General features: G+C 60.1%; 18 protein-coding genes. 2 read left to right on the top strand and 16 right to left on the bottom strand.

Translation table 11 applies throughout. The features are described 5' to 3' along the window. Window positions 1–217 precede the first annotated feature (217 nt). From PHS32_RS05070 to PHS32_RS05015, 12 genes are all read right to left on the bottom strand, one after another. Window positions 218–1,684: a DegQ family serine endoprotease gene (locus PHS32_RS05070; RefSeq protein WP_301077779.1), complete on the bottom strand. Its 1,467-nt coding sequence runs from the start codon at window positions 1,682–1,684 to the stop codon at window positions 218–220. A 53-nt stretch (window positions 1,685–1,737) separates the two neighbouring features. Then, a complete protein-coding gene (locus tag PHS32_RS05065; RefSeq protein ID WP_301077778.1) occupies window positions 1,738–2,787 on the bottom strand; it encodes a MucB/RseB C-terminal domain-containing protein in 1,050 nt (349 codons plus the stop codon). After that, window positions 2,784–3,431 (bottom strand): RseA family anti-sigma factor, encoded by a 648-nt coding sequence (locus PHS32_RS05060; RefSeq protein ID WP_301077777.1) that lies wholly within the window; start codon window positions 3,429–3,431, stop codon window positions 2,784–2,786. The genes PHS32_RS05065 and PHS32_RS05060 overlap by 4 nt, the downstream gene beginning before the upstream one ends. A gap of 35 nt (window positions 3,432–3,466) precedes the next feature. Then, window positions 3,467–4,051: an RNA polymerase sigma factor RpoE gene (gene rpoE / locus PHS32_RS05055; protein ID WP_301077854.1), complete on the bottom strand. Its 585-nt coding sequence runs from the start codon at window positions 4,049–4,051 to the stop codon at window positions 3,467–3,469. Between the two features lie 585 nt (window positions 4,052–4,636). Further along, window positions 4,637–5,884: a beta-ketoacyl-ACP synthase II gene (gene fabF, locus PHS32_RS05050; protein ID WP_301077776.1), complete on the bottom strand. Its 1,248-nt coding sequence runs from the start codon at window positions 5,882–5,884 to the stop codon at window positions 4,637–4,639. Window positions 5,885–5,893: 9 nt separating this feature from the next. Then, entirely contained in the window at window positions 5,894–6,133 is a 240-nt protein-coding gene (gene acpP / locus PHS32_RS05045; RefSeq protein WP_114973157.1) for an acyl carrier protein, read from the bottom strand. A 153-nt stretch (window positions 6,134–6,286) separates the two neighbouring features. After that, on the bottom strand, window positions 6,287–7,030 hold the full coding sequence (gene fabG, locus PHS32_RS05040) for a 3-oxoacyl-ACP reductase FabG (protein WP_301077775.1): 744 nt from the start codon (window positions 7,028–7,030) through the stop codon (window positions 6,287–6,289). Beyond that, window positions 7,023–7,988 carry an ACP S-malonyltransferase gene (gene fabD, locus PHS32_RS05035; protein ID WP_301077773.1) on the bottom strand — a complete coding sequence of 322 codons (966 nt, stop codon included), beginning with the start codon at window positions 7,986–7,988 and terminating at the stop codon, window positions 7,023–7,025. The genes fabG and fabD overlap by 8 nt, the downstream gene beginning before the upstream one ends. Before the next feature lie 63 nt (window positions 7,989–8,051). Continuing rightward, on the bottom strand, window positions 8,052–9,029 hold the full coding sequence (locus PHS32_RS05030) for a beta-ketoacyl-ACP synthase III (RefSeq protein WP_301077772.1): 978 nt from the start codon (window positions 9,027–9,029) through the stop codon (window positions 8,052–8,054). Between the two features lie 27 nt (window positions 9,030–9,056). Then, on the bottom strand, window positions 9,057–10,082 hold the full coding sequence (gene plsX, locus PHS32_RS05025; protein ID WP_301077771.1) for a phosphate acyltransferase PlsX: 1,026 nt from the start codon (window positions 10,080–10,082) through the stop codon (window positions 9,057–9,059). A gap of 106 nt (window positions 10,083–10,188) precedes the next feature. After that, window positions 10,189–10,371 (bottom strand): 50S ribosomal protein L32, encoded by a 183-nt coding sequence (gene rpmF / locus PHS32_RS05020; protein ID WP_301077769.1) that lies wholly within the window; start codon window positions 10,369–10,371, stop codon window positions 10,189–10,191. 111 nt (window positions 10,372–10,482) lie between these two features. After that, complete coding sequence (locus PHS32_RS05015; RefSeq protein ID WP_301077768.1) at window positions 10,483–11,031, bottom strand: YceD family protein; 549 nt, start codon at window positions 11,029–11,031, stop codon at window positions 10,483–10,485. Window positions 11,032–11,056: 25 nt separating this feature from the next. On the opposite strand from PHS32_RS05015, the gene PHS32_RS05010 reads away from it, so the two are divergent. Both PHS32_RS05010 and PHS32_RS05005 read left to right on the top strand, forming a co-directional pair. Continuing rightward, the gene (locus PHS32_RS05010; RefSeq protein WP_301077767.1) at window positions 11,057–11,650 is read left to right on the top strand and encodes a Maf family nucleotide pyrophosphatase; all 594 of its coding nucleotides are present in this window, start codon (window positions 11,057–11,059) and stop codon (window positions 11,648–11,650) included. A 2-nt stretch (window positions 11,651–11,652) separates the two neighbouring features. Further along, entirely contained in the window at window positions 11,653–12,447 is a 795-nt protein-coding gene (locus PHS32_RS05005) for an SAM-dependent methyltransferase (protein ID WP_301077766.1), read from the top strand. 9 nt (window positions 12,448–12,456) lie between these two features. On the opposite strand, the gene PHS32_RS05000 is transcribed toward PHS32_RS05005, so the two are convergent. The 4 genes from PHS32_RS05000 to PHS32_RS04985 are packed head-to-tail and all read right to left on the bottom strand — an operon-like array spanning window position 12,457 to window position 15,626. Continuing rightward, window positions 12,457–13,527: a S49 family peptidase gene (locus tag PHS32_RS05000; protein WP_301077765.1), complete on the bottom strand. Its 1,071-nt coding sequence runs from the start codon at window positions 13,525–13,527 to the stop codon at window positions 12,457–12,459. A 4-nt stretch (window positions 13,528–13,531) separates the two neighbouring features. Next, complete coding sequence (locus PHS32_RS04995) at window positions 13,532–13,894, bottom strand: Rieske 2Fe-2S domain-containing protein (protein ID WP_301077763.1); 363 nt, start codon at window positions 13,892–13,894, stop codon at window positions 13,532–13,534. Window positions 13,895–13,912: 18 nt separating this feature from the next. Further along, a complete protein-coding gene (locus PHS32_RS04990; RefSeq protein WP_301077761.1) occupies window positions 13,913–14,599 on the bottom strand; it encodes an HAD-IA family hydrolase in 687 nt (228 codons plus the stop codon). Further along, window positions 14,577–15,626, bottom strand: coding sequence for an RluA family pseudouridine synthase (locus PHS32_RS04985; protein WP_301077760.1), 1,050 nt, complete (start codon window positions 15,624–15,626; stop codon window positions 14,577–14,579). The genes PHS32_RS04990 and PHS32_RS04985 overlap by 23 nt, the downstream gene beginning before the upstream one ends. Between the last annotated feature and the right edge of the window lie 27 nt (window positions 15,627–15,653).

Below are 15,653 nucleotides of genomic sequence, written 5' to 3'. Positions count from 1 at the left end.
CCAAATCATCTCGTATCGTGGACTGCGACGACTTCAATATGCCGGTAATCCTCGGTGAACACTGTCTATTCTAACCAAAACAACAAGTGTCATGATTAAAAGTTAGTAGACACACACATTAAGAAAGCAAAAAAGACAGGCAAAAATATATTTTTTTACCTGTCTCTTGACGGTCAATCCTGAGTCGGACTCAGTGTTTTTCGGCGCCGCTTGACATTTAGCGGGTCGGCCTGATCACCGCATATTGGGCCCATTCTCCACGCCGGAACAACACGTTGACGGCTTTGTTTTTGTCGAGTTTTGAGACCGCCGATTCAAACTCCCTGACATTGGAAAGCTCCAGGTTGCCGATCTGAGTGATCACGTCGCCTTCGCGCAAACCGGCGCGAGCCGCGGCGTCGGTAGCGGCGTCGACCTTCACGCCACCCTTGATCTTGAGCTCTTTCTTGAGCGCTTCGGTCAACTCGCTGACAGCCAGGCCCAGCAATTGCCCGGCGCTTGAAGCCTTGGGTTTATCTTCCTTGTCGGCCGCCTTCTTGACCGGCTTGTCGGCATCAATCTCGGCGATGGTGACCAGCAGTTCCTTGGCGCCGCCACGCCGAAACACGGTCAGCGAACTGCGGGTACCGGGCTTGGTTCCACCCACCATGCGCGGCAGATCGCTGGACTTCTCGACCACTTTTCCTTCAAACTTGATGATGATGTCACCGGCTTCAACGCCTGCTTTCTCAGCCGGCGAGCCGGCCTCGACAGCGCGCACCAGCGCACCTTGCGGCTTGCCAAGTCCAATCGATTCCGCCACCTCCTTGGTGACCTGATCGATCTGCACACCGATACGCCCGCGCGACACACGGCCGGTTGCCCGCAGCTGTTCACTGACGCGAACCGCCTCGTCCATCGGAATGGCAAAAGAGATGCCCATGGAGCCGCCGGAGCGGGAATAGATCTGGCTGTTGACACCCACCACTTCGCCTCGCATATTGATCAAGGGACCGCCCGAGTTGCCGGGGTTGATCGCCACGTCAGTCTGGATGAAAGGCAGGTAGTCGCCGGTGTCGCGCTGCTTGGCACTCACGATGCCGGCCGTCACAGTGTTTTCCAGACCGAATGGAGAGCCGATGGCCATGACCCATTCGCCAACCTTGAGCCGACTGACGTCACCGACCTTGACCGCCGGTAGGCCGGTGGCTTCGATCTTGACCAGCGCAATATCGCTGCGCTTGTCGGCACCCACGATCTTGGCTTTGAACTCGCGCTTGTCGGTCAGGGTCACCATCACTTCATCGGCGCCATCGACAACGTGCGCGTTGGTCATGATGAGACCGTCCGGCGAGAGCACGAAACCGGAGCCGACGCCACGCGGCTGATCTTCCTCTTGCGGCGGCGACCGCCTCGGATGCGGCGACTGGCGCGGCATATTCGGAATCGGCAAGCCAAAACGACGGAAGAACTCGAACATCTCATCCTGTCCGGCACCGTCGGGTCCGCCCCTGGGAGACACTTTTTCAAGCGTGCGGATATTCACCACCGAAGGACCAACCTGCTCCACCAGATCCGTAAAGTCCGGCAAGGTACGCGTCTGGGCCAGCGCCGGTGCCGGCGGCAACAAGGCGACCGCTGCCGTTATGGCCAAGGCGCCCGCGAGAACACTGCTACGAACTTGCTTCCAATCGAGTTGAATCATCTTCGACCTTTCCATAAAAAAATAAATGCAAAACCAATTCAGAACATAAGGTTTCATTTGATGCGCTCAAGACCCTGGGCGAAAGCCAGCAAGGTTTGCGCTGGCACTTCCCCGATCACCGTCAGCCACCAGTCCCCCATGCGCCGCGTCAGGGTGTGGGTGGCGCCAATTGCCAATGCGCCTGGCTGCCCATGGCGCCGGGGATCAAAGCTCTCGACGAAAAGGGATACCGACGCCAGTCCATCAGAGAAAATCCATTGCAAAGTGTTCTCGTGGCGGGCTTCGCCGGTGGCGGCAACGGCCCGCTTGTAGCAACTCATCGGCTTGAAGCCGGGCACCGCATTCCGGAGAACCCAACCCTCCCCGGCAGCAACTGTTTTCACGATTTCGGGCTTCTCCAGCTGATAGCCGTCGGTCTTGGCCATCATCTGGGTCAGGTTCAGCATGCTGACCGGCGCGTCAAGCTGCAACTCCGAAAACGCGGCCTGCTCCAGCACTTGCCCGTCCGCGTCCAGGGTCTGCAACTTGACCACCAAGCCGGTTTTTTTTTCGGTCCAGACCCGGTAGCCAAAGCGTAGATTGTCTTTGGGCCGCAGTTGCAACACATCTGCCTGAAAGCCTGCGACACGTTCCGTACCGAACGCTTTGACGAGGTAAAACTCCGCCACCGACGCCTCGTTTGACTGCAGAAAATTCGGAAACGGCGCCAGCGATTCGCGTTTTTCGGCCACCACCACCCGACTCTCGGATAAAAAGGTCATTACCTGATCGTTGAGTCGGAAAGTGGAGCGTGGCGCGCCGGTGAGCGACTCGACCCGTTCCATCTGTTGCTCGCCGTCACAGACATGCCAAATGCGGGAACTCGACAGATTGCCTCCCGCCGACACCACGAAAGTACCCACGTAAGCACGTCGGCGCGACGCCTCGTGCATGCGCACCAACCACTGGTTCACGCTGCGATCCGCCAGCGTGCCGTCAATGACTGCGCCGGCCCCGGCTGACGATCTGGCTTGTGCCCTCACCGATGGACTCAAAACCACGGTCAGCGCCCCCAGGGCGAAACCGACAAACAGCTTGCTCGCGAAGGCCTCGGGCAGTCTCAACGGCTTGCTCCCTCAAACGTGGCATTGCGCAGAAAACCGGCCGACATCTGAAGTGCCGAGGTGCCGGCAGACTGCCGATGCGCCGCCAACAAGGCATCCAGCTGCGGATCACGCAGCATGACCTGCGCCGGCTCTCCCTGCGCCGTCAAGGTCTGCGGCAACGCGACTTCGGGCTGGCCGGACTGCATGGGCACCTGGGCCAGTTGTGGCGTGCCGCGCCGATCGTCAAAGCCACCCGCTACCTGCCACCCGATAACCGCCACGGCCACTAGTGACGCCACCCCGGCCAGCAACTTCCAGCGGGAACTGGCATCGTTTGCCACTCTGTGCTCCGCACGCTTCAGGGCAGCGGCGTCAGCCGACAGGGGATAGGCAGCCACTCCATTGGCCGCCTCAAGATTGGGGGCAAGCGGCAGCTCGTACCGCAAACGATGCTTCAGACCACGCAAGAAAGCCGCATCACGCGCGCTGGCCATCGTTTCCCCAGACCGCAGCACATCACCCACCAGGTGATAGGCTTGCCAGCTTAAACGGGCCTCTTCATCCTGACCTAGCCACTCGACCGTGCTGACGAACTCTTCGCCACGTAACTGCCCGTCGGCCAGCGCCGAGACAAGCTCCCGATTTCTGTCAGTTTCCTGCATTGTCTTTCCAGTCTTGCCAAGTTTCATTGAGGTTGTTACCAGCGCTTGTCGGTCTGTTGTGCCAGCATCGGTTTCACCTTTGCCGAGATCGCCTCGCGGGCGCGGAAAATCCGTGACCGAACAGTGCCGATGGGGCAATCCATCGCTTCCGAGATGTCTTCATAGCTCAATCCTTCAATTTCTCGCAAGGTCAGCGCCTGCCGCAAATCCTCTGGCAAAGCCTCCAACGCCATATTCACCGCCGCTGCAATTTCCTTGGCCGCCAGCAGCGACTCGGGTGTTTCATCTGCTATTGGTTCATTTCTGCTCAAAAAAGTTTCATCGCCGTCGTCCTCGGCTGTGAAAGCGTTCTCCGATACGGTGGGGTCGCGCTTGAGTTCAAGCAGGAATTTTTTGGCCGTATTGGCCGCAATGCGGTACAGCCAGGTGTAGAACTGCGCATCGCCGCGAAACTGGTGCAGTGCCCGATAGGCCCGGATAAAGGTCTCCTGCGCGATGTCTTCGACCAGATCGACGTCACGCACCATGCGGCCAATCAGGCGCTGTATGCGGCGTTGGTACTTGATGACGAGCAGCTCGAAAGCGCCCTGATCGCCGGTAACCGCCCGCTCGACCAGCATGGCATCGCTGTTGCCGGCCGCACCAGGAGCCGGTTGTGGTGGACGCGGTGCCGAGTCAGCGTTCAAGATTCCACCTGTGCCGGATGTGACTCTGTATCGGCAGCAGGCGCCTGACCCAGCGCGCCTGGAGAAAATACGGCCCTGCGCAAAGCGTGCCAAAGCGCCACATCAGAACCGCGTTCCGGCCAGAGCCACAAGCGGGTGCCGGTTTCGGTGCGCAAACAAAGCAGCAGACAAAACTGCAAGTCAAGATGAACGCTTACCCGCCCGCTCAGCCCGCCGGTGTCGTCGGTCCAGTTCCAGGCTTGTCCATCCCAACTCAAGCTGCCGCGCCTCGAGTGGCGCCAGGCTTTGACAGCAACCCAGGCAACCCCCAACACCGTTACGGCAAAAAGCCCCCGGCGCCAGGCAGCGGGGTCGGCCTGATAGCTCCAAAGGAGCCCGACAAACACCCCCCCCAAGCTGGTCAAACCCAGCAGCCAGCCATGAAAACGAGAACGCCCTACCGGATAAGTAAGCGCAGGAGCGCTGTGCATGCGGGAATCAAGCGGGTGGTCGATGTTGAATCGGCGCTACTGGAAAGGGTTACGGTGCACGCTTGAACAGAAGCGAGCCGTTGGTGCCGCCAAAGCCGAAGTTGTTCTTCAGGGCAACTTCTATCTTCATGTCACGCGCGATATTGGCGCAATAGTCCAGATCGCACTCCGGATCCTGGTTGAAAATATTGATCGTGGGTGGGCTCTTCTGGTGGTGCAGCGCCAGCACGGTGAATATCGACTCAAGGCCACCGGCGCCGCCCAGCAGATGCCCGGTCATGGACTTGGTTGAATTGACCACGACCTTTTTCGCATGCTCCCCCAAGGCCGCCTTGATGGCATTGGATTCATTCAAATCCCCCAGCGGCGTCGAGGTGCCATGGGCATTCAGGTAATCAACCTGATCGGGATTCACGCCGGCATTGCGCATGGCATTGAGCATGGCGCGGCGCGGGCCGTCCATATTGGGGGCGGTCATGTGGCCGGCGTCGGCACTCATGCCAAAACCTGCTAGCTCGGCGTAAATCCTGGCGCCGCGTGCCTTGGCGTGTTCGTACTCTTCGAGCACCATCACACCGGCACCTTCCCCCAGGACAAAACCGTCACGGTCCTTGTCCCATGGCCGCGAAGCGGTTTGCGGATCATCATTGCGCGTGCTCATGGCCCGCATCGCCGCAAAACCGCCGATACCCAGGGGCGACACGGTGGCCTCGGAGCCCCCCGCCACCATGACATCGGCATCGCCGTATTCGATCATGCGGCCGGCTTCGCCGATGCAGTGCAAGCCAGTGGTGCAAGCCGACACGATCGCCATATTGGGACCCTTGAAGCCAAAGCGAATCGCCACGTGGCCGGCAATCATGTTGACAATCGTAGCGGTCACAAAGAAGGGAGAAATGCGACGCGCGCCCCGACTGAGCAACACCGCGTGCGTTTCTTCGATCATCGGTAGACCACCGATGCCGGACCCAATCAGACAACCGATACGGGTGGACAGTTCATCGGCCAGCGCTTCGCCTGTCGGCAGGCCGGCATCCGCAACCGCCTGGCAGGCCGCTGCCAGACCGAAATGTATGAAGGTGTCCATCGCGCGCGCCTCTTTGGCGCCAATATAGGACTCGACTTCAAAATTCTTGACCTCACCGGCAATTTTGCAGGCGAAACTCGACGCGTCAAACTTGCTTATCAGGTCAATGCCGGACTTGCCGGCCAGCAGGTTGTTCCAAGCGTCAGCCACCGTGTTGCCCACGGGGCTGATACAGCCCAAACCTGTTACTACAACACGACGACGGGACATAGGAATAGGCTACGCCTTCTTGTGTGTATTGGCGTAATCGATAGCGTTTTGCACGGTCGTGATCTTCTCTGCATCCTCGTCCGGAATTTCAATTCCGAACTCATCCTCCAGCGCCATGACCAGTTCCACCGTATCAAGAGAATCGGCGCCCAGATCGGCCACAAAGGCTTTTTCGCTGGTCACTTGTGACTCTTCCACGCCGAGCTGTTCGGCAATAATTTTTTTGACGCGTGCTTCTATATCGCTCATGGGTTCCCTCAAAGGGTTGTAAATGAATCTGCGATTCTAGCCGGGCTTAGGGATGATTCCCTAATCCGGCCGCCGAGCGGACAAATCGGCCTGTTCGAACTTTGTGGGGCAGTTCTCGGCAACGCCAAGCGGATCAACTCTGTTCGCGACCCATCATGCCATAAGCATGCCGCCGTTGACGTGCAACTCCTGCCCCGTTACATAGTCCGCCTGGGGCGAAGCCAGATAGGCAACGGCATGCGCAATGTCGGCTGGCTTGCCGAAATGCCCCAGCGGAATTTGGCTGAACAATGCTTTTTGCTGTTCCTGCGGCAGATTGGCGGTCATGTCGGTTTCTATAAACCCCGGCGCCACGCAATTGACGGTGATATTGCGCGAGCCCAGTTCACGCGCCAGGGCGCGCGTCATGCCGGCCACCCCGGCCTTGGCTGCAGCATAGTTGGCCTGCCCCGGATTGCCCAATGTCCCCACCACGGAGGTAATGTTGATGATGCGGCCATAGCGCTGCTTCATCATGGTGCGCATGACAGCGCGGCTCATGCGAAATACGGCCTTGAGATTGGTGTCAAGTACCGCATCCCACTCTTCATCTTTCATTCGCATCGCGAGGTTGTCGCGGGTGATGCCGGCATTGTTCACCAGCACCTGGAGTCCACCATGTTCCTTGACGATGTCGCCCACCAGGGTTTCCGCCGCCTGCGCATCGTTGACATCAAGGGTCTTGCCGCCGCATCCGGGAAAAGCAGAAAGTGCCTGCCCGATTCTTGCAACGCCCTCATCGCTGGTGGCCGTACCGATGACCTTGAGCCCGCGCCCGGCCAATTCCAAGGCAATGGCGGCACCAATGCCACGTGACGCCCCGGTTACCAGGGCGACCTGTCCTTCAAAATTACTCATGGTGATTACTCAACAGTTCGCTTTTCACAACAGCCAAAGAGGTCGGGTCCAGCAGCGCCAGGCCGTTCATTTCCGGGTTTATGCGCTTGACCAGGCCAGCCAGCACCTTGCCAGGACCGCATTCAACCACAGAACTCAGGCCCCGCGCGCCAAGCGCCCGCACGCACTCGACCCAGCGCACAGGTCCGAAGGCCTGCCGGTACAAAGCGTCCCGGATACGTCCAGCCTCGACCTCAACCATGACGTCAACATTATTGACTAACGGAATCTGAGGCGGTAAAAACGCCAGCGACGCCAGTCTCTCCCGGAGTCTTTCGGCTGCCGGCCGCATCAAACTGGAATGGAAAGGAGCCGACACCGGCAACGGCAAAGCGCGCTTGGCGCCGTTGGCCTTCAATACCTCGCAGGCTTTTTCGACGGCGGCCTTGCTACCGGCAATGACCGTTTGCAGGGGGTCGTTGAAGTTCACGGCTTCCACCACTTCGGGCGAATTTTCACCAAATTCGGCCATCACACCCGCACAGCCAGCCGTAACCTTGGCCGCCTCCATGCCCAGAATGGCGGCCATGGCACCGGCACCCACCGGCACCGCGTCCTGCATCGCCTGGGCTCTGAAGCGCACCAGCGGAGCCGCCTGCGACAAGGTCAGAACCCCGGCTGCCACCAGGGCCGAATACTCACCCAGCGAATGTCCCGCCACCGCCGCCGGCACCAGGCCAGTCTCCGCCAGCCAGACCCGGTAGGCAGCCAACCCCGCCACCAGCATCACTGGCTGCGTATTGGTGGTCAAGGCCAGCGCCTCCTTGGGTCCGCTCCGGATCAGCTCGCCAATGTCTTCGCCCAAGGCAGCGGAAGCTTCCTGTAGCACCTCACGCACCGCCGGATGATCGCCCCATGCATCGAGCATGCCGACCGATTGGGAGCCTTGGCCCGGAAAAACGAAAGCAAAAGGTTTCATGCTGTTCTTGTCAAAATTGAGTTTGATATCGGACCGGTGTCCTTGCAGCCGCTGAACTCCAAACTACAGCTGCAGCAGCACCGCACCCCAGGTGAAGCCGCCGCCCACGCCTTCGAGCATGAGCAACTCACCGGCTTTGACCTTGCCGGCGCGCACCGCCGTGTCCAGCGCCAGCGGAATCGACGCGGCCGAGGTGTTGCCGTGCTGGTCCAGGGTAACGATGACCTTGTCCATCGACATTTTGAGCTTCTTGGCGGTGCTCTGAATGATGCGTATGTTGGCCTGGTGGGGGATCAGCCAGTCAATGTCAGAAGCCACCTTGCCGACTTTCGCCAACGCCGCGTGGGCGGCTTCGTCGAGCACGGCCACCGCCAGCTTGAACACCGCCTTGCCATCCATTTTCAGAACCGGGTCACCTAGCACATTGCCACCCGACACATGCCCCGGGACGCACAGAATACCCACATGCTTGCCGTCCGCATGCAGGTCGCTGGCAAGAATGCCAGGGCGGTCAGACGCTTCCAGCACCACCGCACCAGCCCCGTCACCGAACAGCACGCAAGTGGTCCGGTCCTTGAAATCGAGAATACGTGAAAAAACTTCGGCACCAACCACCAGCGCCCTCCTGGCGCTGCCGGTCCTGATCAACGCGTCGGCAACGGTTAGCGCGTAAATGAAACCGCTACAGACGGCCTGCACGTCGAAGGCTGGGCAACCATGGGCGCCCAATTTGTTCTGCAAGATGCAGGCGGTCGACGGAAACACCATGTCGGGCGTGGAAGTGGCGACAATGATCAGGTCGATGTCCTGTGCCTGGAGACCGGCCGCCTGCAAAGCCTGGCGCGCCGCCACCAGGCCCAGATCGCTGCTGCAAACATCGGGTGCGGCGAAATGACGGGCCCGTATGCCGGTGCGCTCGACAATCCATTGATCCGAGGTTTCAACTCCCCCGGCAGCCAGCTCGGCGGCCAGATCGGCGTTGCTCAGCCGACGCGGCGGAAGATAGCTCCCGGTTCCGGTAATGCGTGAATAAGGGCTCATTGATAAGGAATATACGGCGACGCCGTTTTACATGGAGGGGGCGATGTCGACCAGCAGTGGTGCAACATGAGCGATCCGGACTTGAACACGGTCCAGCAAATTGTTCCGGGCCGCATCATACGCCCGCGCTAACGCATACTCAAACGCCAATTCATCGGCCGAACCATGGCTTTTAAAAACCAGGCCACGCAGTCCAAGTAGGGCGCCACCGTTATACCGGCGGTGATCCATTCGCTTTTTAAGAGCCGATACGATCGGATAGGCGGCAATTGCAGCAAATTTTGTAAAGATATTGCGCGAGAACTCCACCCGCAAAAAATCGACAATCATGGTCGCCAGGCCTTCGCTGGCTTTCAAGGCGACATTGCCGACAAACCCATCGCAGACAACGATGTCGGCAGTGCCTTTGAAAATGTCATTGCCTTCGACGTTGCCATAAAAGTTGAAATCACCGGCTTTGGACGCTGCTCGCAGCAGCTCCCCCGCTTTTTTGATGACTTCGTTGCCTTTAATCGCCTCTTCACCAATATTGAGCAAACCCACCGAGGGGTTGTCAACACCGTTCAAGACAGACACCAGGGCGGAGCCCATGATGGCAAACTGCAATAAATGTTCGGCGGAACAGTCGACATTGGCCCCCATGTCAAGCACCGTGGTGGCTGCACCTTTGGCATTGGGGATTTGTCCGGCGATGGCGGGACGGTCGATGCCGTCCAGCGTCTTGAGCAAATAACGTGAAATGGCCATCAGCGCGGCGGTGTTTCCGGCCGATACAGCGGCTTGCGCCGCACCGTCCTTGACCTGCTGGATGGCGACGCGCATGGAAGAGTCTTTTTTCCGCCGCAACGCCACTTCCAGCGGGTCATCCATGCCAACCACCTCGGTCGCGACAACAGCCTGGGCGCGCGGATGGGAAAAAGCGCCCAGACTGTCCGGCAATCCGACCAGCAGCAGTCGCGCATCGGTGTGCTTGTCCAGAAAATTGCGGCAAGCAGGTAGCGTCACGACCGGGCCGTGATCGCCACCCATGCAATCGACAGCGATCGTGATCATGAAAAATCTGTGCCGTCAGGCAAGTGGCACGCAGTTACCGCAGACATAAAAGACAAGGCCCGACGCTACAAACACGGTAGCCTCGGGCCTTCGCTTTATGAGGAAATCAGGCTTCAGACTTGGTCTTCAGCACTTTGCGGCCCCGATAAAAGCCGGTCGGGCTGATATGGTGACGCAAGTGGGTTTCGCCAGTGGTGGCTTCAACGGCAATACCAGGCACAACCAGCGCATTGTGCGCACGGTGCATGCCGCGTTTCGACGGTGATTTTTTATTCTGTTGGACGGCCATGATCCGCTCCTAGACATGGGTGCTGCGGCACTTGCAACACCACGGGTTGGTGGAATACGCGGCTATTCCCAGTCCGCGCGAAGCCTTCCATTATAGGACAAGTCACGCGCTTCAGTGTGGCTTTCGGTTTTTCAACTGCGCCAGGACCGAAAAAGGCTGGCGCTGCTCCTGCAACGCGGCCTCGAAACCGGGATCGACCGCCGCCAGTTTGACTTCAACCGGGCACACGTCGTGGCGCGGAACCAGCGGCAAGGCCATCAGCACCTCGTCTTCGATCAGTGCTGCCAGGCTGAAATCAGGGCTCAGCGCCAACACATCCTCTTCCGCCTCGGCGTCCTGGGTTTCGGCCACTTCTTCGTTGCTGACGAAGCGAAATGAGCGATTCACCCGCACCGGGATGTCAGCAAGCCTCAGGCAGCGCTGGCAGGTCAAGGGCAATTGGGTCTCAACCGTCAGATGCAGCCAGACCTGCTCGGTCGCTGCGGTATCGCCTCGCAACTCTCCGTGAGCCGACCAGTCCAAGGTATTTTCACCCCCCAGCCCTTGCGTTTCCTGCATCAGGCGCTCGTATCTGGACAATAAATCCTGGCCGCAGATAACACCAGCAGACTGCGCAAACGCCTTGACATCGAGATAGTTGGGGGGAGTCTCTTGCTTCATGCCCGCAGTGTAAGAGAATCAGGGCATGCCTGAAACCACAGACCGAAAACTTGTACTGGGCTCCACTTCGCCCTACCGCCGCCAAATGCTGGCCCGACTGCGCGTTCCTTTTCAGGTTGCCGCGCCCGAAGTTGACGAAACGCCGCAAGCGACGGAAACGCCGAAGCAACTGGCCTGCCGTCTGGCGATGGCCAAGGCACGTGCCGTGGCGGCACAGTTCCCGGCCTGCGTTGTGATTGGTTCGGACCAGGTCGCGGATCTCGATGGCCAGGCCCTGGGCAAACCGGGCAACCACGAACGCGCCACCTCACAATTGCAGCAAATGCGCGGTAAAACCGTGATCTTTCAGACTGCGGTGGCGGTGGTGTGCAGCGACACCGGGTTTGCCCAGTTGGACCTGGCCCAGGTCAAAGTCAAGTTTCGCGAACTGACCGATGCGGAAATTGAAGCCTACCTGCGAGCCGAGACGCCCTACGACTGTACCGGCAGCGCCAAAAGCGAGGGGCTTGGCATTGCTTTGCTTGAGTCCATCGACAACGACGACCCGAGCGCCCTGGTCGGCTTGCCGCTGATACGCACCTGCCGGATGATTCGCGCCGCCGGCGTCAAGGTGTTATGACCGTGTCCGCAGCCGCAACGCCGACCCAGCCGAAAGCCACCGCTGCCGGCAAGCTCTACTTGGTGCCGGCACCGCTGGATTTTGGCTGCGACGACCCGGCAGACCTGCAAGACAGCATGCCCAGAGGCACCTTGAAGGTGGCTTCGCAATTGCAGTATTGGATCTGCGAAAACGCCAAGTCGGCGCGCGCCTACCTGAAACGCGTCAATGACATCATCCCGCTGAGTGCTGCGATACAGACCCTGCAGATTCAGGAATTGCCGCGGGAAGTGCACAAGAAAGGCGATCACGGCGGCAACTTTGACGCCCGCCACCTGCTCACGCCGGCGCTGCAAGGCAAGGACATGGGACTGGTCAGCGAGGCCGGGATGCCGGCCATTGCCGATCCAGGTTCATCGGTGGTGCGCGCGGCCCATGATCTGGGCATTGAGGTGATCCCCCTGACTGGCCCGGTATCGCTGTTGCTGGCACTGGCCGCCAGCGGCCTCAACGGTCAGAATTTCGCGTTTGCAGGTTACTTGCCGCAGCACCCTGTGGAGCGCAGCCAGCGCGTCAAGGAACTCGAATCGCTGGCGCTTAAAACGGGGCAAACCCAGTTGTTCATCGAAACCCCCTACCGCAATGCGGCGATGCTGCAGACCTTGCTGCAAACGCTGCAACACAACACCCGGCTGGCGGTCTGCAGCGGTCTGACCCTGAGCCGTGGCGTCTGCTGTAGCGACAGCGTCAAAAACTGGCGGAAAAAGGCCTCCGCGCTGGACAATTCGACCCCGGCGGTATTTGCCCTGGGTCGTTGACCGGCTGGTTCAGCGCAGCGCCGGGATCGATTTGAAGGCGTGCGCAGCGCCTTCGCCCATGGCGGCGCCAAAACGCTTGACCAGCCGTTCGGCGACATTGTCGCGGCGCGTGTAGTCGATGATTTCTTCGGCCTTGACGATTTCGCGCGCCACAAAGTCAAGATTGCCCAGTTGGTCCGCCAGTCCCAGTTCAATCGCTTGCTGCCCGGTCCAGAACAGGCCGCTGAAGGTCTCGGGTGTCTCCTTCAGTCGCTTGCCGCGACCGGCCTTGACCGCGTCGATGAACTGCTTGTGAATCTGGTCCAGCATGACCTGGGTAAAGGCCCGCTGTTTCTCGGTTTGCGGACTGAACGGGTCCAGAAAACCCTTGTTCTCGCCGGCCGTCATGAGACGCCGCTCGACCCCCAGTTTGTCCATCAGGCCGGTAAAACCAAAACCATCCATCAGCACACCGATGCTGCCCACGATGCTGGCCTTGTCGACAAAGATCTTGTCCGCCGCCACGGCAATGTAATAGGCGGCAGAGGCGCAGGACTCTTCCACCACCGCATAGACCGGCTTCTTGTGCTTGATCTTGAGGCGCTTGATCTCATCGTTGATGATGCCGGCCTGCACCGGACTGCCGCCGGGCGAATTAATCAGCAGGACCACGGCCTGCGCGCCCTCATCTTCAAAGGCGCCGCGCAAAGCCGCCACAATCAGTTCCGCGCTGGCTTCCGCCCCGGACGCTATTTCGCCCTTGATCTCCACCACTGCGGTGTGGGGCGTCGTGCCATCCTTGGGCGGCCCGTTGTGACTGATCACCGCCCAGGCCATGAGAATGAAAAATGCCAGCCAGGCGAGCCGGAAAAAATTGCGCCAGCGACGTGCCAGGCGCTGTTCGGTCAAGCTTGCAAAAGCCAATTTTTCGAGCGTGGCACGCTCCCATCCCGGGCTCTCCGGCAAACCCTCTCTGGCGCCGTTGGTTTGCGCTGACTGAACTTTTTTTACAGCTTCGCCGGTCGGCCTGGCGCCCGGACCAGGTGTTGGGTCGGGAACCGACGGTTCGGCGGAATTTTCGGGCAGCAGGGGTTCGGTCATTTCATCACTCTATGGGCTTCAGGTTGTCAGCAGTATGCCAGTGCACGACGCCGTCCACCTCGGAGGTTTCAATTTTTATCAAACCACCGCGACAGGGGCCACTGCGGCAGGCGCCGGTCTGCGGCTGGTACATGGCGCCGTGCGTGGCGCACATCAGCCAGTGGCCGCTGCTGTCAAAGAAGCGGTTCGACTGGTAGTCCATCTCCATCGGCACATGGGCGCAGCGGTTCAGGTAGGCATAGACCTGATCCTGGTAACGAATGGCAAACGCGGCGCAGACCCGCGTGCCATAGAGCACGTCAAAGGGGACGGCCTGCGCGCTGTTGATCAGGTCGGTGGAGTGGCACAAGGCGATGCGCTGCGTCATGGCGGGACTGTGACCTGGTCAGGCGTTGCGGACCAGCCAAGCGTGCAGTTCGGGCACGGAATGGGCCACAAAGAGCGGCTGCAAGGCATAGAACGCCTCGGGCTCGTGAGCGCCATAGCTGACCGCCACGCTGGGGCAGCCGGCATTCAGGGCCATCTGCAAATCATGCGTGGTGTCGCCAATCATCAGGGTGCGCGCCGGATCGACGCCAAATTCACGCATCAACTCCTGCAACATGCGTGGGTGCGGCTTGCCGGCCGTTTCGTCCGCGGTACGCGAACCGTCGAACATGGTTTTGAGCTCGGCCGCCTGCAAGGCGTCATTAAGGCCCTGACGGTTCTTGCCGGTCGCCACCGTCAGCCAGTGCTGGCGCGACTTGAGTTCCGTCAGCATCGCCAAAACGCCTTCAAACAGGCTGAGATCGTGCTTGCTGGCAATGTAATGATGCCGGTAACGCGCACCCAGCTCCGGGTAGCGCTCCACCGGCACATCGGGCGCCGCATGCGCCAGCGCCTGCATCAAACCCATGCCGATGACGTAGGCCGCGTCCTTGTCGCTGGGCACCGCGCCACCGACATCGCGCACCGCGTTCTGGATACAGCGGGTAATCAGGGCGGTCGAGTCAAACAGCGTGCCATCCCAGTCGAAGGCAATCAAGTCAAACTGGCGGGACCTGGGGGTTTCAGGAGGGTTGGGGTGCAGCATGGGTGGCAAACGCTTCCAGTTCAGAGGGTAATTGGGCCTGCAGTTCGATCCGTTCGCCGCTGGCCGGATGATTGAACTGCAAGCGCCAGGCATGCAGGAACATGCGTTTCAGGATGGGCGTTTTGTCGCTCGCCATCAAGTCCTTGTTCAATTCGAAATCGCCGTACTTGTCGTCCCCCACAATCGGGTGCCCTTCGCTGGCCAGGTGGACGCGGATCTGATGCGTGCGCCCGGTCTTCAGAGTGACTTCCAGCAAGGTAAACCCCTCGCCCCGGTCCTGGCCCGCGGCCTGCGGATGGGACAGCCGGCGCGCCACCTTCACCAGGGTGACGGAAGGCATGCCGTTCGGGTCATCGCGCGCCACCACCTTGACGCGGCGTTCACCGTCGGGTAGCAAATACTTGTGCAGGGGCTTGTCCAGCACCTTCTTGTTCGCCGGCCAGCGCCCGGCCACCAGCGCCAGATAAGTCTTGCCGGTTTCGCGCTCGCGAAACTGGTCTTGCAAATGCTTCAACGCACTTCTTTTCTTGGCAATCAGCAAAATACCGCTGGTATCGCGGTCCAGACGGTGCACCAGTTCCAGAAATTTGGCTTCCGGTCTGGCCATGCGCAGTTGCTCGATGACGCCAAAACTCACCCCCGAGCCGCCATGCACCGCCACTCCGGCGGGCTTGTCGATGGCCAGCAGGTAGTCGTCTTCAAACAGCACCGGGAACTTGCGGGCCGGCACCCCCCGCCCCGCCAGATCCGCCATGGCCTGCGTCTTGGCAACCATGCTCTGCGACACCCGCAGTGGTGGCAAGCGCACCGCGTCACCCGCCGCCAGCCTTGAATCGGCCGCCGCCCGGCCCTTGTTGATCCGGACCTCGCCGCTTCGAATAATGCGGTAAACGTGGGTTTTGGGCACACCCTTGAGCTGGCGCAGCAGGAAATTGTCCAGGCGTTGGCCGGCACAATCTTCCTCCACAACGACTGTTTTGACCCGGGGCAGCAGCGGGGCCGGATTGCCCCCTATAATGTGTTTCACTAGCGATGCGCTGTAAGTGGTTGATTT

It is taken from the genome of Rhodoferax sp., from assembly GCF_028714215.1.
In the GTDB taxonomy this organism is placed as follows: Bacteria; Pseudomonadota; Gammaproteobacteria; order Burkholderiales; family Burkholderiaceae_C; genus Rhodoferax.
Note: the sequence above shows the minus strand (reverse complement) of the source record. Positions and strands in the feature narration are given on the sequence as shown.